The organism is Pedobacter indicus, from assembly GCF_003449035.1.
Lineage (GTDB): Bacteria > Bacteroidota > Bacteroidia > Sphingobacteriales > Sphingobacteriaceae > Albibacterium > Albibacterium indicum.
Genome location: NZ_QRGB01000001.1, coordinates 266,832 through 292,993, shown reverse-complemented (window position 1 = coordinate 292,993; position 26,162 = coordinate 266,832). Strand labels below are relative to the sequence as shown.

Here is a 26,162-nt window from a genome sequence, read left to right as displayed (position 1 = left end):
AGCGATTTTAAAAGATTAACTTTAAGTATTATGACGGAAAAAAGACATACATCTTCGGGCATAGAGGTGAAAGAGGTCTACACATACTGCAGACCTATGGTGGAACTGCCGGGCGATTTCCCTTTCACGCGGGGGATTCGAAAAGATATGTATCGAGGGAGAGTGTGGACTATGCGCCAATATGCTGGTTATTCTACTGCTGAGGAGTCGAATAAGCGTTATCATTACTTATTAAAGCAAGGAACGATGGGACTTTCCGTGGCATTTGACCTTCCTACACAGATCGGCTATGATTCGGATGATGTCATGGCTGAGGGCGAAGTGGGGAAGGTCGGCGTAGCGATCGACTCTTTGGCGGATATGGAGATCCTTTTCGAAGGGATTGAACTCGGTGAAATCACAACATCGATGACCATAAATGCAACGGCTCCTATACTTTTGGCTATGTACATCGCAGTAGCCAAGAAGAAAAAATCAGATTTGTCAACGCTTTCGGGGACGATTCAAAATGATATACTGAAAGAGTACATTGCGCGAGGTACCTATATTTATCCTCCCAAACCTTCCATTCGACTGATTACGGATGTTTTTGAATATTGTAGTAAGCATGTTCCACGCTGGAATACAATTTCCGTTTCTGGATACCATATCCGCGAGGCGGGTTCTACCGCGGTGCAGGAATTAGCATTCACCTTAGCAAATGGCAAAGCCTATCTATTAGCGGCCAAAGAAAGGGGGCTAGATATAAATTCGCTAGCTGCCCGTATCTCCTTTTTCTTTAACTGCCATAACGATTTCTTCGAAGAGATTGCTAAGTTTAGAGCGGCAAGAAGACTATGGGCTCAGATAACAAAAGAACTTGGGGTGAGCAGCGCAAGATCACAATCACTTCGCTTCCATGCACAAACAGGTGGATCTACTCTCACGGCGCAGCAAGCACAGAATAATATTGCAAGAGTTGCCAATCAAGCCTTAGCTGCTGTATTGGGTGGTGCTCAGTCCCTTCATACCAACGGTTATGATGAAGCTATTTCGCTTCCGACTGAAGATGCGGCGAAAGTTGCGCTAAGAACGCAGCAGATCATTGCATACGAGACAGGTGTAACAAATACTGTTGACCCTTTAGGTGGTTCTTTTTTTGTAGAAAACCTCACAGATGAACTAGAAAAAGGAGCAAAAGATTATATCGAACAAATAGATCGGATGGGAGGAGCTATTAAGGCGGTTGAAAGCGGTTTTATGCAGGATGAAATAGCCAGTGCGGCTTATGATTATCAATTGCAGGTCGAAAACGGCGATCAGATTATCGTAGGGGTTAATAAATTTATTGAGAAAGAAAATGGGCTAGAAAAGCCATTTCGTGTCAATGACGAGATCCGTCAGTTGCAGATCAGAAAACTGGAGGAACTAAAGAGGCGACGGTCAGCAGAGCGCGTAGGTCAGGCGTTGGCAGAATTAAAAGATGCGGCGGCGCAAGGGGAGAATACCATGCCCTTTATTCTTAAGGCAGTCGAATCCTACGCTACTTTAGGTGAAATATCCAATGTTCTGAGAGAAATTTTTGGCGAGTTTCGACTGTAAATTACCAAAGGGTTACTTGATAATAATATTGTCAAAATAGTGACCATCAATGCTCTAGAAATAATTGCATTTTTTATTTCTAGAATAGGGTCTTTTTTTGCTATATTAAGTCGGGAAAAATAGGTTGTTTTTACCTGAATTTTGAGAAGCGAAAAAGTGTCATTGGTAAAATGTTAATAAATAAATTTCAAGCCTGATAAATACAGTATTTTTAGTGCTTTTTTGACATAACGTTTTGTATGTCAATATTTTGAACCTTTATTTAAATTTAACTTTTTTAAATACTTTTTTTTTATGACCTTCGGTTTTCCAATGGGTTATCAACATAAAAGCCCACGAGCATTGTAAATCAGAATATTAAGAAATTGAACATGGAAAAAACGTGTACGGACGTATGGAAGAATTGCCTTCAAGTGATTAAAGATAATATCCCAGCACAAAGTTTTACCACGTGGTTTGAGCCGATCAAAGCGTTGCGTCTTGAGGGTGATGTCTTAACCATTCAGGTACCGAGCCTCTTTTTTTATGAGTGGTTGGAGGAGCACTTTGTAGGTCTGTTACGTAAAACAATTAAACAACAGTTAGGTGAGAATGGAAGATTGGAATATAATATTGTCGTAGAGAACTCATCCAACAACAACCCTTATACTACCAACATGCCGTCCAATGGCAATGGGGCTGCCGGCAACAGACAATCGATTCCTGTGCCTGTTGCATTGAATAAGGATATAAAGAATCCTTTCGTTATTCCCGGACTAAAAAAGCTACAAGTTAACCCTCAGTTAAATCAAAATTACACATTCGATAATTTCATTGAGGGAGACTGCAATCGTTTAGCGCGATCAGCAGGGTATGCTGTTGCGCAAAAACCCGGGGGGACATCTTTTAACCCTTTGATGGTATACGGAGGTGTGGGTCTCGGAAAGACGCACCTCGTGCAAGCCATCGGAAATGAAATCAAAAAGAACTATCCTGATAAGCTAGTTATTTATGTTTCCTGTGAACGCTTCTGCCAGCAGTTTGTTGATTCTCTTAAAAATAGAACCATTAATGATTTTGTTAATTTTTACCAGGCAATGGATGTTATTATCATGGATGACGTTCATAATTTTGCTGGTAAGGAGAAAACACAAGATATATTCTTTCATATATTCAACCATCTCCACCAGTCAGGGAAGCAGATAATATTAACATCTGATCAGCCGCCGAAAGACTTGTCAGGGGTAGTAGAGCGTTTGCTGAGCCGCTTTAAATGGGGCTTATCGGCTGACATGCAGATCCCTGATCTGGAGACACGTATGGCAATTCTTCAAAAGAAAATGTATTCAGATGGTATAGACCTCCCATATGAAGTGGTTGAATACGTTGCAAATAATATTGATAATAACGTTAGGGAGCTTGAGGGGGCGATGGTGTCCTTGTTGGCGCAGTCAACTCTCAATAAAAAGGAAATTGATTTAAGTCTTGCAAAGTCTATGCTGAAGAACTTTATCAAGAATAGTCATAAAGAAATCTCAATTGATTATATACAGAAGCTTGTGTGTGATTATTTCGAAGTTCCCGTGGAGATGGTTAAGTCAAAAACCAGAAAAAGAGAAATCGTGCAAGCTCGGCAAATTTCGATGTATTTGGCAAAGAACTATACAAAGACATCATTGAAGTCGATCGGGTCGCATTTTGGAGGCAGGGACCATTCAACTGTTATCTACGCATGTCAGACGGTTGTAGATCTTATTGAAACCGATAAGAAATTCAGATCGTATGTCCAGGATATTCAGAAAAAAATAAAATTAGTTTAAGGTGCTTACACCTTAACCCAATTTCCACAGTCCCAAGATACCTGCGGGATTAAGCACCTTTGAATTCAAAAAAGCAGAAGAATTAAGGTATTTGAACAGTTCCGTCCGGATCAGCACAAGCAGCAGATCGGTTCCAAGCGATATTCTCTTGTCTAGGTCAACGGTAAGTCGTTGCCCAGCGTATTCGCGGTCAAGTTTAAGGCGTTCTGTTTTTAAAAGTTGTTCGGTAGAAAGAATTCCGTCGTCTGAAAAATTCATCAACGCCACTTCATAAGAAATATATTCAGCGTTCGCGAGCTTTTTGTTTCCTTTAGTGGCTTTTATTTTCGGAATATCAATTTCCAGTTGGCTGCCAGCTTTGGATGTCGTCGGAAGCTCGTTAAATATCTCCTGTAGATGATTGTTCTTATCCAGTGCGATATATTTCCCGAGTTGCTGCTGCTCTCCATCTGAAAAGAGCAATGTTTTTATTGCACTCGTTAATCTACCATGTAGATAGCTGTAGGACCGATCCCAGGCGAAGTCCTTGATCGGGTGATACAGCATCGCGCTTAGTTGTGCCGCCACCTGAAATTTGTGATTTTCCACGATTGTCCCGCCTTTCGGTGCTCTCGGCTGCGGAGAAGACTGTATAACTTGCTTGCCGTTTACCTCCCGATGGATATAGTTGCCGATTCTTCCACGAAGTTTTCCATTTTTGTTTAAAATAGCCATTGCATTTATGATTTAAAAAGTTTAACAAAACCCCAATATGGATAACTCTGTACAATAAAGCAAAATATGAGAAGCTATGCTAACCAATAGTAAGCTATGCAACAATAATCTGTTTTTTTGAAGCTTCTAAAGGAGCTGATTTGCTCGAGTATTTGGTTTGTATGTTAAGGGGGATTATAACAAATAATAGGCTATTAACTCCCTGTTTTTATCAAGATATAGGGAGTCAATAGGGAATTAATAGCGAATGTATCGTTAAACATGTATAACGAGCTAAACACAGCAATGTCGGATTGCAGGTAATTTGCCATAAAAAAGCGGGAGACCCATGAAAGGGTCTCCCGCTTTTTGTTTAGATTCTTTTTAAAATACTTCTGTTATGATATTGCGATCATTTTCTTGGTATCTGTGTTTTCTTTTTTGGTTAAAGAGATGCTTAAGATGCCATTTTCGTATTTTGCGTCGATAGATTCCTCATCGATGTTTTCAGGCAAGGTAAAGCTGCGTGAGAAAGAGGTGTAGTTGAATTCGCGTTTGCTATACTTCTTGTCTTCAACTTCTTTTTCTTCTTTTTTCTCAGCGCTAATCGTTAAGATGTCTTTTTCGATGCTGATAGAAAAATCTTCCTTTTTTAAGCCTGGGGTGGCTAACTCAACTTCGAAGCCGTTGTCCTTTTCTGAGATGTTTACAGATGGTGTTTTGCTGAAAAAGCTTCTTCGTAATCCATTGTCGTTAAAAAAGCTGTCAAATACATCGTTTAACCAAGGGTCTACGCTGTGATTTCTTTGTAGTGATTTTGTAAGTGTCATAATATTGTTCCTTTTGTAAGTGTTTTTAAAAATTGTTTAACTGCACTTTATGGGAATCAAAATGTAGACCGTTGGTAAAAAGGGAAGGTTATTTAATTGGAATAAGACAAAATGTCATGTCTTTTAAAATAAACATGCCATTTTGTCTTGAATCGGTCGGTTTCAATTACTTTTGCCGATCTGCGGACAAGTCAAAAAGAAGCTGATTGGGCAGAAGTTTTGAAAGATCAGGCGCTGCATATCTGTTCATTATTGGTGATCGGATTAAGCATTGGCGGGCGGATTAAACATTTTTCCTGGATTCATAATGCCTTTGGGGTCAAAAACTGTTTTTATGCCTTGCATCAGGGCTATATGGACCGGGGAAAACTTGATGGGCATGTAATCCTTTTGTACATAACCGATCCCATGTTCGCCAGAGAGCGTTCCGCCGAGAGAGACCGTCAGTTCAAAAATCTCTTTAATCCCATCTCCCAATTTGTGGTTCCAGTCTTCATCGTTCATGCCGCCTTTAATAATATTAACGTGCAAATTGCCGTCGCCTGCATGGCCGTAACATACAGACTCAAAACCATAACGATTACCAATTTCTTTAATTCCTTTAATGAGCTTAGGCAACTCGGCGCGCGGAACAACGGTGTCTTCTTCCTTGTACACCGAGTTTGATTTTACTGAAACGGCCATGGTTCTTCTCATGTTCCATAAGGCTTCTTTTTGTGCAGAAGAGTCGGCCAGTAGAACGTCTTGGCAATCGTTCTCTTCTAATACAATATTGATCTGTTCGCATTGCATGAATAGATCGTCCATGCTATCGCCATTGACTTCAATAAGCAGGAAAGCCTCGATTCCGTCAACCAGGGTAAAGGCAATCTGATCGTATTTAATGACCCACTCAACGCCTTTGCGTTCCATGAATTCTAGTGAAGAAGGAGTTTGGCCGGCCATAAAAATGCGTGATACAGCTTGGCAAGCAGCTTCATTGCTTTTGAATGAAGCTAACATAAGGATGTTCTCCTTTGGTTTTGGGATCAATTTCACCACGATTTTTGTAACAATTCCCAACGTTCCCTCCGAACCGATCATTAATTGGGTCAGGTTGTAGCCGGACGAAAACTTTAGTGTATTGGCGCCCGTCCAGATAATTTCGCCAGATGGGAGCACGACCTCGAGGTTTAGGATATACTCCCGAATTGTTCCATATTTTACCACTTGTGGTCCGCCACTTCCATGTGCAACGTTTCCGCCGATAAAGCAGGATCCTTTGCTGGCTGGGTCAACCGGATAGAGTAGGTTTTTGTCCCCAACAGCATCAATGAGATTTTCGGTAATAACTCCGGGCTCCACGGTTGCTTGTAAATTACGTTCATCAATATCGATGATTTTATTCATTTTCTCCATGCAGATCACCAAGCCTCCATGGATGGCTAATGCCCCTCCGCTCAATCCTGTTCCTGCGCCTCTTGGGGTGATCGGAATTTGGTGTTTATCGCATAATTTCACCAATGCGGATACTTCTTCTGTCGATTCAGGAAGAGTAACCACTTCGGGGTAGAATACGAGGTCTTCAGTTTCGTCATGTGAAAAGCGCTCGAGATCTTCTTTGTTATAAAAAGTTCTCTCGCCGGTGATGGCGATAATTTGCTCTAAAATCTCTTTGCTTATCGGGATGAATTTCATTATTTTAAAAATATTAACTTGTCCAGTGTAAACTAACTTTTGCTGTTGCCTTATCGGCACCAAATGGTGGGTTTATTTTTACGATGCTAATTTCAATTGCTATTATTTCAGAAAACTGAGCGTTGATTTCTTTCAGTATATCACTTGCTACGGTTTCTAAAAGTTTCCGTGGCTGGCTCATTTTTTTCTTCGCTATTTGGTACAGGGTCTCATAATTAACAGTATGTGCTAGGTTCTCGGTGTCAATATCAGCAAAAGTATATTGGGCTTTGATAGAGACATCATATTCATTACCTAGAATTTGCTCTTCAGGATAGTAGCCGTGATAGGCATAAAAACGAGCGTTTTCTAATTCAATAGAAACTATTCTCCCCATATAGCAAATCTAAATATTTTTTTAAGCAGGGGAAATTATAATTTCATATAAGAGAAAATTTATCTAAGTTTGATTAGAGTCATGCATCTCATTCCTTTTATTTATGAGCACATACCAGTCTCCGGATTATTATTTATTAGATGAATTAATCTCTGAAGAACACAAGTTAATTCGTTCAACTGTTAGAACTTGGGTGAATAAAGAGCTCTTGCCTATTATTGAAAAACATGCGCAAGAAGCTAGCTTTCCTAGTCGATTATTGAAAGGGATGGCACAGCTTGGTCTTTTTGGTCCCACTGTGCCGGAAACGTACGGTGGCTCAGGATTGGATTATCTAGCCTATGGCATCATGATGCAAGAACTAGAAAGAGGCGATTCCGGAATCCGGTCAACCGCTTCGGTCCAAGGGTCTTTAGTTATGTATCCTATATTGGCGTTTGGCAGTGAGGAACAGAAAAGGAGATATCTTCCTAAGCTGGCCAGTGGAGAATTAATGGGTTGTTTCGGCTTAACTGAGCCAGATCATGGGTCAAATCCATCAGACATGTTATGTAGCTATGAGGAAGATGGAGATGAGATCATCCTTAATGGAAGCAAAATGTGGATCAGTAATGCCCCTTTTGCAGATATTGCTATCGTGTGGGCAAAAAATCCGGAGGGAGTAGTACATGGAATTATTGTAGAAAGGGGTGCTGAAGGCTTTTCTACGCCGGAAACCCATAACAAATGGAGCCTGCGGGCATCGGCTACTGGTGAGCTTGTTTTTGATAACGTTAAAATATCGAAAGACCAAATCTTGCCGAACGTTAAAGGGATGAAGGGACCGCTAAGTTGTTTGAATCAAGCCCGATATGGAATCGCTTGGGGGGCGCTGGGAGCGGCGATGGACTGTTATGATACCGCCTTGAAATATTCGAAAGAGCGGATTCAGTTTGGAAAACCCATAGCAGGTTTTCAACTTCAGCAAAAGAAATTAGCTGAAATGATTACCGAGATAACCAAAGGTCAGTTGTTGGTTTGGCGTCTTGCTCAACTGAAAAATGAGAACCGGGCGACTCCGGCACAAATCTCAATGGCTAAGCGTAACAATGTCGAACTTGCTCTAAAGGTGGCGCGTGAGGCTCGACAAATACTGGGTGGGATGGGTATTACCGGCGAATATTCCATTATGCGCCACATGATGAACCTGGAATCTGTGATTACTTATGAGGGGACACACGATATCCATCTTTTAATAACCGGATCAGATATAACCGGCATCAATGCTTTTTCTTAGATTATTTTCTTAAATCATAATTTATAACCAAAATTTGAATATCAATGAAATGCTTTTTAATTGCCAGTGTTTTAGTTGCGACATGTGTTCATGTGCAAGCCCAAGAAAAAATGAAACCCGAAGACACGGAATTTTGGGAGCCAGTACCCAAAAAGGTCACAGTTGAAGGGGAGAATAAGGTACCGTCAGATGCCATTGTTCTATTTGATGGATCTTCGTTAGATGCATGGGTTAGTTCGAAAGACAAGAGTGCGGCACCATGGACCGTTGAGGATGGTATTTTCACCGTAAAACCTGGTAGTGGGGGTATTGAAACGAAACAAAAATTTGAAGACTATCAATTGCATGTTGAATGGCGCAGCCCCTTGGTGATTAAAGGCGAAGGTCAGGGAAGAGGAAATAGCGGGATCTTCATGCAAGGTTTATATGAAGTGCAGGTTTTAGATACGTATAATAACAAGACCTATGTGAACGGACAAGCGGCGAGTATTTATAAGCAACATGTTCCATTGGTTGGTGTTGTAAGGGAGCAGGGGGAATGGCATAGTTATGATATTATCTGGACGGCCCCACGTTTTAATCAAGATGGAAGTGTAAAAGAGAAGGCAAGAATAACCGTGATCCATAACGGGGTTCTCGTGCAGAACAACGTCGAGTTAGACGGGACGACAGAATATATCGGTTTGCCAAAATACGAGGCTCACGGTGCCGGGCCTATATCCTTGCAAGATCACGGCAACCCTGTAAGCTTCAGAAATATCTGGATTAGGCCACTCTAAGGAACATAGGGGGCTAATCCAAACTTCATTTTACATTACTTCTCTATTCGAAATAATTGAAGATTTTGAAACCTCCCTTTTTTAGATAGTCGTCTTTTTGCATTTCTTTGACGTCTGACTGCATCATTTCATGGATAAGCGCTGGCAGGTCATACTTGGGCTTCCACCCGAGTTGTTTGTTAGCTTTGGAAGCGTCTCCGATTAGCAGCTCAACCTCAGTAGGGCGAAAATACCTTGGGTCGACGCGTACCACCGTCTGACCCATTTTTATATTGTCTGCGCTTAACCCGTAAGTATGTAGGCGCTCTTCGTCAAGATCTACAACGACTCCTTTCTCATTTTCGTTTCTTCCTGCAAATTCGATCTCGATACCAATCTCTTCGAAGCTTTGCCTAACGAATTCGCGCACGGTGGTCGTTACGCCGGTTGCAATCACATAGTCTTCTGCCTGGTTTTGTTGCAACATAAGCCACATTGCTTCTACATAGTCTTTTGCATGCCCCCAGTCGCGTTGTGCAGACAGGTTTCCTAGATACAAGCAATCCTGCAGTCCCAATGCAATTTTACTTACACCGCGTGTGATTTTTCGGGTTACAAAGGTTTCGCCTCGAACCGGGCTCTCATGGTTGAACAGAATGCCGTTGCAGGCATACATGTTATAAGCTTCGCGGTAATTAACGGTAATCCAATAGGCGTATAATTTGGCTACTGCATAGGGTGAGCGTGGATAAAAGGGTGTCTTTTCATTTTGAGGAACCTCCTGGACCAGGCCGTACAGCTCGGATGTTGATGCTTGGTAGATTCGGCATTTTTCTGTCATCCCCAAAATGCGGACGGCTTCTAATAATCGCAGTGTCCCTAAGCCATCGGCATTAGCAGTATATTCTGGTGTGTCGAAGCTAACTTTTACATGGCTTTGTGCCGCCAGGTTGTAGATCTCATCGGGTTGTACCTCCTGCACAATTCGTATCAAGTTTGTCGCATCTGTTAAATCCCCGTAATGGAGGTTGAATTTTTTTTCCTTTTCATGTGGGTCTTGGTATAGATGATCGATACGATCTGTATTAAATAAAGAACTCCGTCGCTTCACGCCGTGTACGATATAACCTTTTTTTAACAAAAACTCAGCTAAATAGGCTCCGTCTTGTCCCGTTATCCCCGTAATTAATGCAACCTTCATATATTTTATTTCTTTTTCTTTAATACCTTTTCCAATAAATATTTGCCATAGCCACTTTTTAGGAGTGGTTGAGCAACTGCCTGTAGTTGTTCATCATTGATGAAATTCATTCGGTAAGCCACTTCTTCAATACAGCCGATTTTTAACCCTTGTCGTTCTTCGATGACCTGAACAAATTGTCCTGCTTGCATGAGAGAAGGGAAGGTTCCGGTATCTAACCAAGCAGTACCGCGACTGAAAATTCCGACATGTAATTGGCCTTTGTCAAGATATGCCTTGTTGACATCGGTAATTTCATATTCCCCGCGAGCGGAAGGCTCTAAATTTTCTGCAATCTCAATAACCGAGTTGTCATAAAAATAGAGACCAGGAACGGCGTAATCTGATTTTGGTTGACTCGGTTTTTCTTCAATGGATATTACCTGATTGTTTTCATTGAATTCAACAACGCCGTATCGTTCAGGATCGGAAACCTGATACGCAAATATCGTTGCGCCATCAGCATGGGTTTTTTGCTGCAACAATTTTGATATCCCGTCTCCGTAAAAAATATTATCTCCAAGGATTAAAGCTACTTTATCTTTTCCAATAAATTCCTTCCCTATGACAAAGGCCTGAGCTAACCCATTGGGTTCTGCCTGTTCCGCATAGCTGAAATTACACCCGATAGCGTTGCCTGTACCTAACAGTTTTTTGAACTGTGGTAAGTCATGCGGTGTGGATATGATCAGTATCTCCCGAATGCCTGCGAGCATTAAGGTCGATAGCGGATAGTAGATCATGGGTTTATCGTAAACCGGCATCAACTGCTTGCTGACCGCCAGCGTAAGTGGATGTAGTCGGGTGCCAGAGCCTCCGGCGAGAATAATTCCTTTCAATGTCTCAAGTTTAGATTGGTAAAATTATAATATATTTCTTATTCGATGCAACCTTTTCTTCCCTTTGGCAGTCTAATAGTTAAAAGGCCTATAATTGTGATTGCTGCAACAAACGGATATCAAATAAAGCGATGAAAATAAATAAATTAAACAACATTAAACGAACAAATATGAAATCTATCTTACTTTTTGGATTAGCTCTTAGCATCAGTGTTTTCAATGTGCAAGCACAGGAAAAAGAAAAAGCCGTTCGTGAAGCAGATTCTGTGAAGGTAGTTGCGGACAGTACAGTCGTTGAAATTGACAAAGATGGTGAAAAGAAGAAAGTGAAGATTATTTTTGAGTACGGTAAAGAGGAGATAGATAAGCGAATTAAAAATTCAGAGGGAAATGACATCGTATCAGAAAAAACGCATCGCGCAGGTGATGATGATGACGCTGATGGTGTGTTTGCGGGGATTACTTTTTCCCGCTTCGATTTAGGATTAGCAAAGATGCTGAATGATGGTAAGTTGGCATTGACACCTGAAAACGAGTTCTTGGAATACCGTGGCTGGAAGTCGGTTAACGTTGGTTTCGACGTACTGCAAATGGGTTACAAGTTTAGTGATCAATTCCGGATGCATATAGCTGCTGGTTTTGACTGGACACACTTTCGTTTGGAAGATGATATTATCATTTTGGAGGATACCAAGCCACTTTCATATACTGATTCGCCGATTAGCTATAGTAAAAACCGTTTTTCATCCAGCTATCTGCGTATTCCTCTGAGTTTTGAGCTACAGACCAAGGCTAGTAAATCTGGTGACAAAATTAAATTAGCAGTAGGTCCGGTTATGGGTGTTTTATTACAAGGAAGTCAGAAGTTTAAAAGCGATGAAGAGGGTAAGCGAAAGGTGAAGGATGGATTTAATTTTGCACCGGTAACATACGGAGGTTTTGCGCGCTTAGGTGTGGGTAGCTTTGGAGTGTATGCCAAATACTATTTTAACGACATGTTTATCGATAGCCCTGATCAGGAAGGTTTAAAAAATCTTAGCTTTGGACTTATGTTCTTCTTTTAATATCGATTAGTCAAGGCAGATGGATTTGGAAAGCTTGTTAGCGGGCTGTATAGAAAATGATCGGAAGGCACAGGAGATGTTGTATCAGAGTATTGCGCCAAAGATGATGACCGTATGTTTACGCTATGCCGATAGTCAATACGAAGCGGAAGAGATTCTGCAAGTTGGATTCATCAAGCTATTCAATGGGATTCGGACCTTTGCTGGTAAAGGTTCTTTTGAAGGATGGGTGCGCAGGATCTTTGTCAATACCGCGATAGAGATGTGCAGGAAAAAAACGAGCGTTAAAAGTGTCGATGCGGTTGACGGAGAAGAACAGGTTTTCTTGCAGAGTTTTGACTCTGATCGGGTAACGATTCAAGAGTTGCTGGATATGATTCAGGAGCTACCCGCAGGTTACCGCTTGGTATTTAATATGTATTCAATAGAAGGGTTTTCGCATAAAGAGATCGCTGATAGGTTGAACATCTCTGAAGGAGCCTCGAAATCGCAGCTGTCACGGGCACGAGCAAGATTACAGGAAAAAATGAAAATTATAGAAAGGGAAGTAGATGGCATCAAATCGTAAAAAGGATATCGATCAGCTGTTTAAAGGCAAACTTGAAGATCATTCTTCGGAAGTCCCATTTGCTTTATGGGATAAAATATCGGCGAAGCTAGATGAAAACCAAGGGAAGGGACAAGTTGTTGGAGAGGATCCGCTTGTTGAACCACTGCCTGCTGACTTTGGTACTAAAAAGAAAAAGTTGGGAGGTTCTTGGTTCTTGAAAATTGCCGCAGGTCTTTTATTATTTGGTTTTTTGATATGGAGACTGCAACCGAACGAGGTTCGGACAAGGCCGGATGAGTCGCTTGCTGGCCAAACTCAGGAATTGGTTCAGAAGCAGAAGCCCGCTCAGAGTAACGATGATCACGGAGTAAAGCCTGAAGATACTTCCAAGCCGGTCGTAGCGGAGGGGCTGCCTCCTCAGCGACAGGAGGAAAGTCGGCCGACTGAGAAAGTAGAGACGCGGTTGGCTTATGTGGAGCCACGACCCGAACAAGCTGACAATACCGCAGAGGATCCAACCGCGTCGGAGGGAATAGAGTCTGACGATTCTCAGCAAACGGTTAAACGAAGTGGGGTAGCGCTGAATGCAGAAGAAGCGATCGCAATGGCGAACACTGATGAAGATGATCCGGTTGTGAATGACCCTGTATTTGAGTCTGTCCCTGATGCTGCTGAAATAACACTCGAGACCGTTGGGCAGGAACATGACTTGCTTACTTCGACAGAGAAGACAACAGATGAAGAAGGTGGTTTTGAAGAATCACTTGCATCGTCTCTACGTGAGCGTCCAAAGTTATTAAGTGGCGTCTTAAATTTCGTAGCAAATAACCTTCAGGTTGGCGGAAGTCAGGTGGTTGAATTCAATGAAACTGATCAGGGGATTTTACAAGTTGATGTGAAAGCTTTGTTTAACAAGTAGTCAGTCGCATATTTATTCTTAACTTCGCTGCGTATTAATCAATGCAGATGTATGTCAGTACCTCCTTCGAACAATTCGTGTGATTTACCTGAAACCCCGAGTTACGAATCTGGGTTGCCTTTATTAAGTGTAAGAAAGGTAGCTCGGAAATTTTCTGAACAGACTGATTCTGGAGGGTTACAAGACATTGGTTTTACCATGTCCGAGAAGGAGATTACGGCGATCATCGGCAGGAGTGGAAGTGGTAAAAGCACGTTATTGCGTTTGATTTACGGCTTGTCTGAGCCCGATGAGGGCGAAATCCGCTTCAACGGCTACCGAGTGTTAGGGCCAAGCGAGCAGTTGGTTCCAGGACATCCTGAAATGAGAATGGTTTCCCAAGGTTTTGATGACCTGAACACGTTTGCGACGGTTTATGACAATGTAGCATCCCGGTTAAGTAATGAAGATCTGGAATATAAGAACAAGCGTACGCTGGAAGTGCTTATTTCTCTACGGATCGATCATTTGCGGGATCAGCGGATCAGCGATTTGAGCGGCGGAGAGAAGCAACGTGCAGCTATTGCCAGAGCTCTGGTCACCCAACCTTTGCTCTTGTTGATGGATGAGCCTTTTAATCAAGTTGATGCGGCGTTTCGAGATCAACTCCAGCGAGATCTGAAAGCGATTGTGGAGACGAGTGGGCTTAGTGTTATTATTGTTTCGCATGATCCGGCTGAAGTATTGGGGATGGCTGATCAACTCGTCATTCTCAACGATGGTAAACTTGCCGCCGTTGATCATCCGGTCAGTTTATATCATTGTCCTCCGACGCGCTATATTGCTCGAATGTTAGCAAAGAGTAATATTCTTCGTGGTGACCAGGTTGCGACATTGCAGATCGAACAGCAACATGAATGTTATGCAATTCACCCAGAATGGATTCGTGTTGAAATTGACGATGAGGGTAGTTTTTATATTGACGCCGTTTTTTTCAGAGGCTTTTACGAAGAGCTGCTAGTTCGTAACGAACAGATATACCTCCGCGTTTATCAAAAGGTGGGTAGTGGGTTGAAGAAGGGTGACAAGGTCGTATGCCATATAAATAATTATATAGCTGTCCGAGATGACCGTAATGAGTAAAAACGGGCTCTTACTGAACCATCTTATTGGCACAAGCAGAGCTTGCAAATGCTTCGGGCTTTGCTTTAAATACAAAACCCATCCCTAGAATATACCCCATAGCGTCGTGCAGGGCCTGATTGGACTTAAATTGTGGGTTTGTATTAATGTCTGCGTGTACTTCCAGGTCTATATGATAACGATCCAGAAGCGGACAAAGGTCGTAAGCAACCATAATAGAACGTTGTACTTCTGCCAACATCCGGGTTTTAATGGTCATTTTTTCCTTTGTCTTTTCTTGATGGATAAACATAAAAGCACCTTTCTTCTCACGGACAAAGACGATGACAGTAGCAAAATCAATTAATGAGCCCTTTACTTGTGAGTCTGTTCCAATACAAACTTTTAAGTGATTGCCCATTTCATATTCATTCGCTATCACTCGATTTACTTCTTCGAGGATGTCTTCACCCAGAGTTTCGCCATTGAACTTTTTCCAGGTCATAAGTGTGATTGTTAATAGTTAAAAGTTAGCTTTTCTATTTCGTTTTTTTCTATTGTCAAAATAAGGTTTCCTTTTGATAATCAGGTTATTTTATTATTAACAAATCGTAAATGCGTCCACCTAATTTTTGCTTAATTATTTATTAATTCGCCATTCTCTAAACAATTATTAATTTTACTTGTTGTACTACAATTACAAGTCAGAAGAAAAAAATCAAAACAATGAAACAAACATTCAAATTGAGCCTTGCGGCTCTTGCATTTGCAACACTAGGTTTTACCGCTTGTAACTCGGGAAGCCAAAATTCTGATAATTCAAGCACTTCAGATAGCACGGATATGACTACGGCTACAACAGGGTCGATAGAGGTGACTCCCGTGGAAGACTCTAAGGCTTTTCCCGGAGCAAGTTTGGAAATAGCTTCGTTGACATCTGAAAAAGTGGGTTCCGATTCGGCTAAAATAACGGTTAAGTATAATGTGGAAAACTTTACCTTGACAGAGCATACCGATGACTCCAACGCTAATCATATGGCAAATTCAGCTGAAGGTCAGCATATTCATTTTATTTTGGATAATACACCTTATGCTGCGTTATATAAACCAGAACATTCAGCAACTGTTAAGTTAGGCAGTGAGCATTATTTACTTTCTTTCTTATCCCGTTCTTATCATGAGTCGATTAAAGAAAAGGGCGCGGCTGTTTTAAAGCATTTTCGTGTTGATGAAAATGGTGCTATTGAAGAGCTGGACTTGCCTACGGACGCTTCGTTATTCTATAGTCGTCCGAAAGGCGAATATAAGGGTGTCGACACAGACCGGGTATTGTTAGACTTTTATCTATGGAATACAGATTTGACTGACGGAAATAAAGTTAAAGCAACTGTCAATGGACAAGATTTCTTATTAGATAATTGGGGGCCTTATGAAATTGTGAATGCTCCCAACGGAGAAGTTACCGTTAACTTGTCGCTTGTTGATGAAAACGGGAATCCTCTTTCTGGAGATAACACGTCGATAAATAGAACCATTACCTTGTCAGAGTAACGATGGTTCTCCATCAGGTAGTACTGATGAGTTTTTAACAAAGAATCGCCTGCAAACACAGGCGATTCTTTGTTTTTATATCTATGTGTATGATCCGTGCTAATTTGTACATTTGTAGTCAAAGAAAAAATTATGTCTATTCATATCCCTGCCGATCAGGAAGAGCGGATCAATATTATTCTACACAAACTAAAATTTATTTCGGAAGACCAAAAGCCAGCGGTATTGGTTATGACATCGGTCAACCCTCCTGAATATGAAATGAATGATTGGTTACATGAACTTCTACGTATGGCCGGCGGTCGTATATATGACACACAGGCGAGCGATGGTAAAGCGATGTTTAATCCCGATTTAATTCTTGTTTTAACCGACCAGATAGAAGGGGTACTTGGTGATTTAGGTGTTTTGTTGTCTCTTAGCGAGTGGGAGCAGACAAACGCTGTTAAAAATAATCGAATTTATTTAGTAGATGAAGGGAATGCTTTAATAGAGGACGAATCGAAGCTTGCTGATAATTTAGAGCTTTTAGCTGAGATAATTTATCCCCAATACCTTACATATGGTGGTAATGGGGATAAGTGGATTCAATTTGATGTATAGCTAAGCTTTAAGCTAGCTTCTTGTATTTGATTCTTTTTGGAGTTTGGTCTCCAAGGCGTTTCTTTCTGTTTTCTTCATATTCGGAATAGTTGCCCTCAAAGAAATATACTTGGGAGTCGCCTTCAAAAGCTAAGATATGTGTACAAATGCGGTCAAGGAACCAGCGGTCGTGTGAAATAATAACAGCGCAACCACCAAAGTTTTCTAAACCCTCTTCAAGCGCCCTAAGGGTGTTAATATCGATGTCGTTCGTTGGTTCATCCAACAGTAATACGTTTGAGCTTTTTTTCAAGGTAATTGCTAAATGTACTCGATTTCTTTCCCCACCGGATAAGACACCCACCTTTTTTTGTTGATCTGCGCCATTAAAATTGAACTTCGAGACATAAGCGCGGGAGTTGATCGTACGGTTTCCCAGTTGTATGTTATCGAGGCCATCCGTAATGTTTTCCCAGACAGACTTTTCCGGATCCAGATCGTCGTGCATCTGATCGACATAACCTAGCACAACGGTTTCCCCGACTTTGAAAGTTCCGCTATCTGGAGATTCCTGACCGGTAATCAATCGGAATAATGTTGTTTTCCCTGCGCCATTAGGTCCGATGATACCAACGATTCCTGCCGGTGGTAAAGAGAAACTTAGGTTCTCAAATAGGATCTTATCTCCATAAGCCTTGCTTACGTTGTTAGCTTCGATAACGACATTGCCTAACCGAGGACCGGGTGGAATAAACAGCTCCAACGTTGCTTCACGCTCTTTCGTCTCTTCAGAAGCTAGTTTTTCATAATTTGACAAACGTGCTTTTGATTTAGCGTGCCGCGCTTTCGGTGCCATTCGTGCCCATTCAAGCTCGCGTTCAAGCGCTTTTTGGCGTTTGTTTTCAGACTTTTCTTCTTGTTCAAGACGTTTCGCCTTCTGATCCAACCATGAAGAATAGTTCCCTTTCCAAGGAATCCCTTCGCCTCTGTCCAGTTCCAGAATCCAACCTGCAATATTATCAAGGAAATACCGATCGTGTGTCACGGCAATCACTGTTCCTTTATACTGATGCAGGTGTTGTTCTAGCCAGTCAATGGACTCGGCGTCCAAGTGGTTGGTCGGCTCATCGAGTAAAAGGACATCTGGTTCCTGAAGTAATAATCTACATAAAGCAACGCGCCTTCTCTCACCACCCGAGAGCGTTGCGATTTTCGTATCGGGTTCAGGGCATCGCAATGCATCCATTGCACGCTCTAGTTTGTTGTCCAATTCCCAGCCGCCCATCGCATCTATTTTGTCTTGAAGCTCGCCCTGTCTGGTCATCAGCTTATCCATCGCGTCGGCATCTTCATAGACTTCAGGTAAACCAAATTTTTCATTGATCTCTTCGTATTCTTTTAAAATATTAATGATATCTGCGCATCCTTCCTCAACTGTTTCCCGAACAGTCTTTTCTGGATCTAGTTTAGGCTCTTGTTCCAGCAGACCAACTGAATAACCTGGTGAAAATACCACTTCGCCCTGATAAGATTTGTCTATACCGGCAATGATCCTTAATAAAGAGGATTTCCCTGAACCGTTTAAACCAATAACACCGATCTTTGCTCCGTAAAAGAATGACAAATAAATATTCTTTAAAACTTGTTTTTGTGGCGGATAGGTTTTACTTACCCCAGCCATCGAAAAAATAATTTTCTCGTCTGACATATTTTCTTATTTGTTTTCCCAAATATCGCTAATAATAAACTTTTAATGCCATTCTTTTCAGTTATTTCATAAAAATGCCATAAATTGACATGTTAAGAGCTGTGGCTCAGTTCTTGTTAAAAGTTTAAAAAAGCTTGAATAGATTAATTGAATATTAATATATTAGAGCATAAAAAAAGGATTAAAATATGGATGCGAAATTTTCGCCACGTGTAAAAGATGTCATTTCCTATAGTAGGGAGGAAGCATTGCGACTTGGGCATGATTATATCGGCACGGAACATCTGTTGCTCGGTTTGATCAGAGAAGGAGACGGGATGGCGATCAGGATACTTGAAAACAACGATGTTGATACTTCGCGCTTACGTCGTTCGATAGAGGAGGCAGTTAAAGGAACTTCTATTACAAGTGCAAATCTTGGTAACATACCCTTAACAAAACAAGCTGAAAAAGTTTTAAAAATCACTTATTTAGAGGCAAAGATATTTAAGAGTGATGTAATTGGAACAGAACATTTACTCTTGTCTATCTTAAGAGATGAAGATAATATTGCTTCTCAGATACTTCAACAATACAATATTAACTACGATATCTTCAAGGCCGAAGTTGAGCAAAACCGAACTGAAATCTCAGATCAGGCGAGTTCAGCTGCAGGAGACGAGGACTATCAAGAGGAAGATTATGGACAGCCTAAGAAGGTTTCTGATATTAAATCGAAAACACCGGTATTGGATAACTTCGGGCGCGATCTAACTCGTGCGGCTGAGGAAGGTCGGTTAGACCCTATTGTCGGTCGTGAAAAAGAGATCGAGCGTGTTTCTCAAATTCTTTCGCGGAGAAAGAAAAACAATCCGATTCTAATTGGTGAGCCTGGTGTTGGTAAGTCAGCTATAGCCGAAGGTTTGGCGTTGCGTATTGTGCAACGAAAGGTATCACGAGTGTTGTTTAATAAGCGAGTAGTAACATTAGACTTAGCTTCTTTGGTCGCTGGCACAAAATATCGTGGGCAGTTTGAAGAGCGGATGAAGGCCGTAATGAACGAATTGGAAAAATCACCTGATGTTATTTTATTTATAGATGAGATCCATACCATTGTTGGTGCTGGTGGTGCTTCAGGTTCGTTGGATGCCTCCAATATGTTCAAGCCTGCTTTAGCGAGAGGCGAGATTCAATGTATAGGTGCCACAACGCTCGACGAATACAGACAGTTTATTGAAAAAGATGGAGCGCTTGATCGTCGTTTCCAAAAGGTTCTTGTAGAGCCAGCAACATATGAGGAAACAATTGAGATTCTGAATCGGATCAAAGAGAAATATGAAGAACACCATGGTGTTTCCTATACTCCCGAAGCAATTAATGCTTGTGCGACGCTGACTACCCGGTATGTTACTGACCGTTTCTTGCCGGATAAGGCTATTGATGCGTTAGATGAAGCTGGCTCGCGTGTCCATCTAAACAATATTCATGTTCCACAATCGATCATCGATATCGAAGAAAAGATAGAAGAGATCAAGATCGAAAAGAATAAAGTGGTGCGTAGTCAAAAATATGAGGAAGCCGCAAAATTACGGGACACCGAGAAGCGCCTGCTGGAAGAACTAGAACAGGAAAAGAAAGCTTGGGAAGCAGAAACTAAAACGAAAAGGTATACAGTAGGAGAGGAAAATGTTGCAGAAGTTGTTTCAATGATGACAGGAATACCAGTCCAACGTGTTGGTCAGACCGATAGTCAAAAACTTCTGGGTATGGGTGATGCGATGAAAAATCGGATTATCGGGCAGGATGACGCAGTGCAAAAACTTGTACGTGCTATCCAGCGAACCCGTGCCGGATTGAAAGATCCAAAAAAACCGATCGGCTCTTTTATTTTCCTTGGCCCTACAGGTGTTGGTAAAACAGAGTTAGCAAAAGAGCTTGCTCGTTTTATGTTTGACAGTGAAGATTCGCTCATTCAAATTGATATGAGTGAGTATATGGAGAAGTTTGCCGTATCCAGACTCGTAGGTGCGCCGCCGGGCTACGTAGGCTATGAAGAAGGAGGGCAGCTTACAGAAAAAATACGAAGAAAGCCTTATTCGGTTGTTCTTTTAGATGAAATTGAAAAAGCGCATCCCGACGTTTTTAATTTGCTATTGCAAGTGTTGGATGAAGGGCAGCTAACGGATAGTCTGGGTAGAAAAGTGGATTTTAGAAATACGATCGTTATTATGACGTCGAATATAGGTGCTCGTCAACTGAAAGATTTCGGTCAGGGTGTTGGTTTTACTACATCGGCCAAAGCCGGACAGGCAGATGCACATTCTAGAAGCGTAATTGAGAATGCACTGAAACGTACATTTGCACCAGAGTTTTTGAATCGTGTTGATGATGTGATTGTATTTAATTCGCTTGGTCAAGATGAGATCTTCAAGATCATTGATATTGAGTTGAAGACTCTTTTCGAACGTATCGAAGGGCTTGGTTATACAATTAAATTAACCGATGAAGCAAAGAAACACATTGCAGAAAAGGGTTTTGATTCCAATTTCGGTGCAAGGCCATTAAAGCGAGCGATACAAAAATACCTAGAGGATCCAGTTGCAGAAGAGATTTTGAAGGGTGAACTTGTTGAAGGGAGCACTCTCCTGATAGATTTTGACTCCGAAAAATCGGAAATGATTGTTAAGTCAGTAAAAGAGGGAAAGGGTAAAAGCTCCAAGCCGACGGATGTGACACCGAAGTCTAGCAAAAAGGACGATAAGAAGGAAGAAAAGTAATCCTTTCTCACATTAAATTACAGGAAGAGGGTGTGATAACAGGCGTTTATCACACCCTCTTTTATTTTGGCGTGTTGTTTGTATTAAACCTTTCTAATAATTAATACTCTAACTTACAAACAACAAAACAAAATATGAAAAAGCACTTACTACTGATATGCTCACTGCTGTTAATTGGATTTTCAGCATGTGATGATGACGATAATGTTCAACCAATCGAGAACCCGAACACCGCTTTTGTCGTTACCCTTGACCCGGATGGATGGGTGCGAGAAGCTAATTCGCTAATCGCGTTTGATATCCCTCTTCAAGATTTAACCGAGTACTACATGCTACAAGGTGGGGTGGCTGTTGCACTAAGTTTCGATAATGAACAAACCTACGATGTTCTCCCTACGACTTTTGCGGCTCAAGCTTACTCGGTAAATTATTCAATCGGAATGGTTACTATTTATATTGAAGACCCAATTGCCGATGATGATATCCGGATTGAAGCGCCGTCTAGTGATATTACAGCTAAAATCATATTAACAACGACAGACTATTTGGACTACCAGGGTCTTTTTGACTCTCCTGACCTTCAGTTTAAAGAGTTGAAATAGATCAAATCTTATAAGATTTTAACAAAAGCAGAACGGCAACTTTAATAGGTTGCCGTTCTGCTTTTATCACCATTTTTATTAAATTGGTTTTTCAACATAAAAAAATATTTTATGGAAATAACCTTTCATGGCGCTGCCCAAACTGTTACTGGTAGTAAACATCTTCTTCATCTGGATGATGGCTATAAAATATTATTAGATTGTGGAATGTTTCAAGGAAGAGGTGTTGACAGTGACGTCCTTAACCGCGACTTTGGCTTCAACCCAAGAGAGGTTGATTGCGTGATACTTTCTCACGCGCATATCGATCATTCCGGACTTCTTCCTTTTCTTGTCAAGCAAGGATTTCGAGGTAAAATTTTTTGTACACCCGCAACCAGAGATCTCTGTAAGATACTTTTATTAGATTCCGCCTACATTCAAGAATCAGATGCACGCTATTTGAATAAAAAAAGAAAGAAACAGGGGAAACCGGAAATAGAGCCTTTGTACAATACCGAGGATGCATATATGGCTCTCTCTTTGATCCGGACGGTGAAATATCGAACGCCTTTTGAGCTTAATCAAAACGCGAGGTTAACTTTCACCGATGCAGGTCATATCATTGGTAGCGCTGCGGTTCATCTTGATATCATCGAACAAGGCAGAACGCTGAAACTTTCTTTCTCCGGTGATGTAGGTCGTTATGGAGATTTGATACTAAAATCGCCTGAGAGCTTCAGGCAGGCTGACTACATCTTAGTGGAATCTACCTATGGTGATGAACTACATCAAAAACCGGAGCCCGCAGAAGAGAACTTAAGACGAATCATAGAGGAAACCTGTGTTGCTCGGCAAGGAAAAGTAATCATACCAGCCTTTAGTGTGGGTCGCACGCAGGAATTATTGTATCATTTAAATAACCTGAGTCTGAAAGGGCATCTTCCAGCTGTACCTGTGTATGTAGACAGTCCCCTGTCAGAAAAAGCAACCTTGGTAGTAAAGTCTCACCCTTGGAACTTTAATGAAAAAGTACAGGAAGTTATGAAGAATGATGATGATCCGTTTGACTTCCCAAAACTTCATTTTGTAGAGGATGCAGAGGAGTCAAAATTATTGAATTTCAGGAAAGAACCTTGTATCATCATCTCTGCGTCTGGGATGGCTGAAGCCGGACGCATCAAGCATCATATCAAGAACAATATTGAAGATCCAAAAAATACGATTCTTTTGGTTGGTTACAGTGAACCAGGTTCTTTGGCCGGACGACTGAAGGCGGGCGCAGATATTGTGTCCATTTTTGGTGAAAAGTTTCCTGTGAGAGCTCAAGTTCAGAGTGTGCAGTCTATGAGTGCTCATGGGGATCAAAATGACTTAATTCAGTTTCTATCATCCCAGAACGTAACACTTGTTAAGAAGGTCTTTCTTGTACACGGAGATTTGGATACGCAGCTTATATTCCAAAAAATACTTCAAAAGAAAGGTTACGAGGTCGAAATTCCGCAGCGTCATCAATCTTTTGAACTTAGCTGAAGAAATGTATGTCGTTCGGAGAAAACGACAGGATTAAACAAATAAAAAGGTTACACTTGAGGGTAACCTTTTTATTGTGATGTAGATGTGTTTAATCTTCTTTCTCACCCATGTGTTGGATGATGGCTTCACTGACCCCTGTAAACGAGAAACCGCCATCATGGAACAAATTCTGCATGGTCACCATTTTCGTTAAATCAGAAAATAAAGAAATAGCATAATTTGCACATTCATCTGCGGAAGCATTTCCTAGTGGTGACATCTTATCTGCATAGTCAATAAATCCATCAAAACCTTTCACTCCAGAACCTGCTGTTGTACGCGTAGGGGATTGACTAATTGTATTGATTCTTACCTGCTTTTTTACGCCATATTGATAGCCAAAGTTACGTGCAATACTTTCTAACAGAGCCTTCGCGTCAGCCATATCATTGTAATCAGGGAATACCCGTTGCCCTGCTATGTAAGTTAAGGCTACAACCGAACCCCATTCATTAATTGCATCCTTTTTTAAGGCAGTTTGCAAGATTCGGTGAAGGCTGATTGCTGAAATATCAAAGCCTTTGTGCATAAAATCGTAGTTGTTTTCCGTGTAGTGAATACCTTTCCGGACATTGATACTCATACCGATGGAGTGCAAAATAAAATCAACCCCGCCACCAAAATGTTCCATCGACTTGTCGAACAAATTCTCAATATCTTGAACACTGGTCACATCCGCAGGGATTACAGGCGCATTGTTGCATTCCTTAGCAAGCTGGTCTATCGTCCCCATGCGTAGTGCAACAGGGGCGTTTGTTAGTACAATCTCCGCTCCTTCTTCAACACAGCGCAATGCGGTTTTCCAAGCGATCGAGCGTTCATCGAGCGCTCCAAAGATGATTCCTTTTTTTCCTTTTAATAAATTATATGCCATAATGGATTGATTAAATTACTTTTAAAATTCTAAACCAAAGGTTATAAAAAGATGCTGATTTGCCAAATAACCCGTTATCTTTTGTCTGTTTGTTGTAATCGCTAATTATTTATTATTTCAAATGCAGATTCAAAAGTTCTCTAGCATGCATCGTGGCAGTTTCACTGATATCTGTGCCACCAAGCATCTGTGCTAGTTCGGTCACCCGAGCTTCATGTTCCAGTAGTTGAATATTGGTAATTGTCTTATTTGTATGCTGTTCTTTGTAGACTTTAAAGTGATGAACGCCTTGCGCAGCTATCTGAGGTAAATGCGTAATGGCAATTACTTGTAAATTGGTAGTCAGTTGACGCATTAATTCACCTACTTTCATTGCCACATCACCCGATATTCCGGTGTCGATCTCGTCAAATATAATAGTTGGAAGAGCGGAGGTTTGTGCTACTAATGATTTGATCGCGAGCATGAGCCTTGATAGCTCCCCACCAGATGCTACCTTGCTGACTGGTTGAGGTTCTTGACCTTGGTTAGCCGAAAACAAAAACACAACTTCATCTTGCCCGCTCTTTTTAAGAATATGATCTGCAAATGGATTTAATTGGATTTTAAAAACACTATGAGGCATACCCACTTCTTTCAGAGAATGCTGAATCGAGTTTTCAATAACGGGGATAGTAGCTTCCCGAGTTTTCGTAAGCTTGGCTGCAAGTTGCCGACTTTTATCAGACAGTTGCGCACGCTCCTCCGCTAATTTTTGCAATCGGTCATCATTAAGCAGAACAGCATTGATCTTTTTGTCAAGCTCCTCCTGCACCGTCAACAAAGATGCAACATCATCCGACTGGTGTTTTTGAAGGAGTTTATAAATTAGGCTCAGGCGATCTTCAATAAACTGCATTCTTTCTGAGTCGACAGATGTTTCACTGTCGAGAATAGCCAGCTCATTCGAAATATCCTTCAATTCAATGTAGCTACTGTTGAGTCGTCCGCTGAGCTCTTCCAATTTCGGAAAGAACTGTTCTACTTGTTGTAATTGTTGGAGACTTTGTTTGATTAAGCTCAGACTAGAGTGCTCCTGTTCCTGAAGCAGATAGTTTGCCTGTTGGAGGCTGCTTTTTATATCCTCTGCATGACTAAGTAAGGATAACTCTTCCTCAAGGTCTTTCTGCTCACCCATTTTTAATCCCGCAGCCTGGAGCTCATCAAATAAAAATTGATGATAGTCCATCTCAGCCTGTAGTTGTGAGTTTAATTCCGACAGGCTCTGATACTCTTTTTCAGTCTGTAAAAACTGATGAAAGGTATCCTGAAACGTGCTTAATAAGTCGCTGTTCTCAGCAACACTGTCGATTGTGAGTAACTGAAATGCTTGAGTGTTAATTTCCAGCGTGGCATGCTGCGAGTGTATTGCAATCAGTTTTTCACTTAGTATCTTAAGCAGATTAAGTTTAACGGGAGTATCATTGATAAATGCACGGGACTTCCCATCTGGATATATTTCTCGTCTAATGATGCATTGCTGTTCGTAATCTAAATCATTGTGATCAAAAAACTCTCGAATATTGTAATCTTCAATATTGAAATAGCCTTCGATTACACATTTCTTACTCTGGTTGTAAAAATATTTACTCTCTGACCGTTGGCCTAAAATCAAAGACAAAGCTCCGAGAATGATTGACTTTCCTGCACCCGTTTCGCCCGTTATAATATTAAGCCCTTTTCCGAATTGAATGTCAATCTCGTCTATTAAAGCATAATTTTTTATTGACAAACGTGCCAGCATGTAATATGTAAATTAGATATCCAATAAAATTTGACAAAGCGCTTTGACA

At 41.2% G+C, this 26,162-nt stretch carries 23 protein-coding genes; 13 read left to right on the top strand and 10 right to left on the bottom strand.

What is annotated here, in order from left to right; genetic code table 11:
• Positions 1-30: 30 nt before the first annotated feature.
• Together D3P12_RS01470 and dnaA are read left to right on the top strand one after the other, a co-directional pair.
• The gene (locus D3P12_RS01470) at positions 31-1,581 is read left to right on the top strand and encodes an acyl-CoA mutase large subunit family protein (protein ID WP_118193327.1); all 1,551 of its coding nucleotides are present in this window, start codon (positions 31-33) and stop codon (positions 1,579-1,581) included.
• A 371-nt stretch (positions 1,582-1,952) separates the two neighbouring features.
• Complete coding sequence (dnaA, locus tag D3P12_RS01465; protein ID WP_118193326.1) at positions 1,953-3,380, top strand: chromosomal replication initiator protein DnaA; 1,428 nt, start codon at positions 1,953-1,955, stop codon at positions 3,378-3,380.
• 12 nt (positions 3,381-3,392) lie between these two features.
• On the opposite strand, the gene D3P12_RS01460 is transcribed toward dnaA, so the two are convergent.
• The 4 genes from D3P12_RS01460 to folB all read right to left on the bottom strand — a co-directional run bounded on the left by D3P12_RS01460 (position 3,393) and on the right by folB (position 6,956).
• Entirely contained in the window at positions 3,393-4,094 is a 702-nt protein-coding gene (locus tag D3P12_RS01460) for a hypothetical protein (RefSeq protein WP_118193325.1), read from the bottom strand.
• A 377-nt stretch (positions 4,095-4,471) separates the two neighbouring features.
• Positions 4,472-4,903, bottom strand: a complete 432-nt coding sequence (locus tag D3P12_RS01455; protein WP_118193324.1) for an Hsp20/alpha crystallin family protein — start codon at positions 4,901-4,903, stop codon at positions 4,472-4,474.
• Between the two features lie 264 nt (positions 4,904-5,167).
• Complete coding sequence (locus D3P12_RS01450) at positions 5,168-6,580, bottom strand: FAD-binding oxidoreductase (RefSeq protein WP_118193323.1); 1,413 nt, start codon at positions 6,578-6,580, stop codon at positions 5,168-5,170.
• A gap of 13 nt (positions 6,581-6,593) precedes the next feature.
• Positions 6,594-6,956, bottom strand: coding sequence for a dihydroneopterin aldolase (gene folB / locus D3P12_RS01445; protein WP_118193322.1), 363 nt, complete (start codon positions 6,954-6,956; stop codon positions 6,594-6,596).
• A gap of 103 nt (positions 6,957-7,059) precedes the next feature.
• Between folB and D3P12_RS01440 the strand changes: the two genes are divergently transcribed.
• Together D3P12_RS01440 and D3P12_RS01435 are read left to right on the top strand one after the other, a co-directional pair.
• Positions 7,060-8,232: an acyl-CoA dehydrogenase family protein gene (locus tag D3P12_RS01440; protein ID WP_118193321.1), complete on the top strand. Its 1,173-nt coding sequence runs from the start codon at positions 7,060-7,062 to the stop codon at positions 8,230-8,232.
• A gap of 44 nt (positions 8,233-8,276) precedes the next feature.
• Positions 8,277-9,011, top strand: coding sequence for a 3-keto-disaccharide hydrolase (locus D3P12_RS01435; RefSeq protein ID WP_118193320.1), 735 nt, complete (start codon positions 8,277-8,279; stop codon positions 9,009-9,011).
• Positions 9,012-9,054: 43 nt separating this feature from the next.
• Here the strand turns inward: D3P12_RS01435 and gmd are convergent, their stop codons facing one another.
• The gene (gene gmd, locus D3P12_RS01430) at positions 9,055-10,191 is read right to left on the bottom strand and encodes a GDP-mannose 4,6-dehydratase (RefSeq protein WP_118193319.1); all 1,137 of its coding nucleotides are present in this window, start codon (positions 10,189-10,191) and stop codon (positions 9,055-9,057) included.
• 5 nt (positions 10,192-10,196) lie between these two features.
• Complete coding sequence (gene rfbA / locus D3P12_RS01425) at positions 10,197-11,069, bottom strand: glucose-1-phosphate thymidylyltransferase RfbA (protein ID WP_118193318.1); 873 nt, start codon at positions 11,067-11,069, stop codon at positions 10,197-10,199.
• Between the two features lie 170 nt (positions 11,070-11,239).
• Between rfbA and D3P12_RS01420 the strand changes: the two genes are divergently transcribed.
• From D3P12_RS01420 to D3P12_RS01405, 4 genes are read left to right on the top strand one after another with little or no spacing between them, the layout of a single operon-like run.
• Positions 11,240-12,133 (top strand): outer membrane beta-barrel protein, encoded by an 894-nt coding sequence (locus D3P12_RS01420; RefSeq protein WP_118196923.1) that lies wholly within the window; start codon positions 11,240-11,242, stop codon positions 12,131-12,133.
• Positions 12,134-12,152: 19 nt separating this feature from the next.
• Positions 12,153-12,701, top strand: a complete 549-nt coding sequence (locus tag D3P12_RS01415; protein ID WP_118193317.1) for an RNA polymerase sigma factor — start codon at positions 12,153-12,155, stop codon at positions 12,699-12,701.
• A complete protein-coding gene (locus tag D3P12_RS01410; protein ID WP_118193316.1) occupies positions 12,685-13,602 on the top strand; it encodes a hypothetical protein in 918 nt (305 codons plus the stop codon). Before D3P12_RS01415 ends, D3P12_RS01410 begins: the two co-directional genes overlap by 17 nt.
• Positions 13,603-13,653: 51 nt before the next feature.
• Entirely contained in the window at positions 13,654-14,724 is a 1,071-nt protein-coding gene (locus D3P12_RS01405; protein WP_118193315.1) for an ABC transporter ATP-binding protein, read from the top strand.
• 10 nt (positions 14,725-14,734) lie between these two features.
• On the opposite strand, the gene D3P12_RS01400 is transcribed toward D3P12_RS01405, so the two are convergent.
• A complete protein-coding gene (locus D3P12_RS01400; RefSeq protein WP_118193314.1) occupies positions 14,735-15,208 on the bottom strand; it encodes a ribonuclease H-like YkuK family protein in 474 nt (157 codons plus the stop codon).
• Positions 15,209-15,429: 221 nt separating this feature from the next.
• Between D3P12_RS01400 and D3P12_RS01395 the strand changes: the two genes are divergently transcribed.
• A complete protein-coding gene (locus D3P12_RS01395) occupies positions 15,430-16,254 on the top strand; it encodes a hypothetical protein (RefSeq protein ID WP_118193313.1) in 825 nt (274 codons plus the stop codon).
• 132 nt (positions 16,255-16,386) lie between these two features.
• Complete coding sequence (locus tag D3P12_RS01390) at positions 16,387-16,857, top strand: substrate-binding domain-containing protein (RefSeq protein ID WP_118193312.1); 471 nt, start codon at positions 16,387-16,389, stop codon at positions 16,855-16,857.
• A 7-nt stretch (positions 16,858-16,864) separates the two neighbouring features.
• Here D3P12_RS01390 and ettA read toward each other — a convergent pair whose 3' ends face one another.
• A complete protein-coding gene (gene ettA / locus D3P12_RS01385; RefSeq protein ID WP_118193311.1) occupies positions 16,865-18,544 on the bottom strand; it encodes an energy-dependent translational throttle protein EttA in 1,680 nt (559 codons plus the stop codon).
• Between the two features lie 188 nt (positions 18,545-18,732).
• Between ettA and D3P12_RS01380 the strand changes: the two genes are divergently transcribed.
• The 3 genes from D3P12_RS01380 (at position 18,733) to D3P12_RS01370 (ending at position 23,414) form a co-directional block, all read left to right on the top strand.
• Positions 18,733-21,300: an ATP-dependent Clp protease ATP-binding subunit gene (locus D3P12_RS01380; RefSeq protein WP_118193310.1), complete on the top strand. Its 2,568-nt coding sequence runs from the start codon at positions 18,733-18,735 to the stop codon at positions 21,298-21,300.
• Positions 21,301-21,434: 134 nt separating this feature from the next.
• Positions 21,435-21,902 carry a hypothetical protein gene (locus tag D3P12_RS01375; protein WP_118193309.1) on the top strand — a complete coding sequence of 156 codons (468 nt, stop codon included), beginning with the start codon at positions 21,435-21,437 and terminating at the stop codon, positions 21,900-21,902.
• 111 nt (positions 21,903-22,013) lie between these two features.
• Complete coding sequence (locus D3P12_RS01370) at positions 22,014-23,414, top strand: MBL fold metallo-hydrolase RNA specificity domain-containing protein (RefSeq protein ID WP_118193308.1); 1,401 nt, start codon at positions 22,014-22,016, stop codon at positions 23,412-23,414.
• 91 nt (positions 23,415-23,505) lie between these two features.
• On the opposite strand, the gene D3P12_RS01365 is transcribed toward D3P12_RS01370, so the two are convergent.
• Positions 23,506-24,330 (bottom strand): enoyl-ACP reductase FabI, encoded by an 825-nt coding sequence (locus D3P12_RS01365; RefSeq protein WP_118193307.1) that lies wholly within the window; start codon positions 24,328-24,330, stop codon positions 23,506-23,508.
• Between the two features lie 112 nt (positions 24,331-24,442).
• A complete protein-coding gene (gene recN / locus D3P12_RS01360; protein ID WP_118193306.1) occupies positions 24,443-26,113 on the bottom strand; it encodes a DNA repair protein RecN in 1,671 nt (556 codons plus the stop codon).
• Positions 26,114-26,162: the final 49 nt, after the last annotated feature.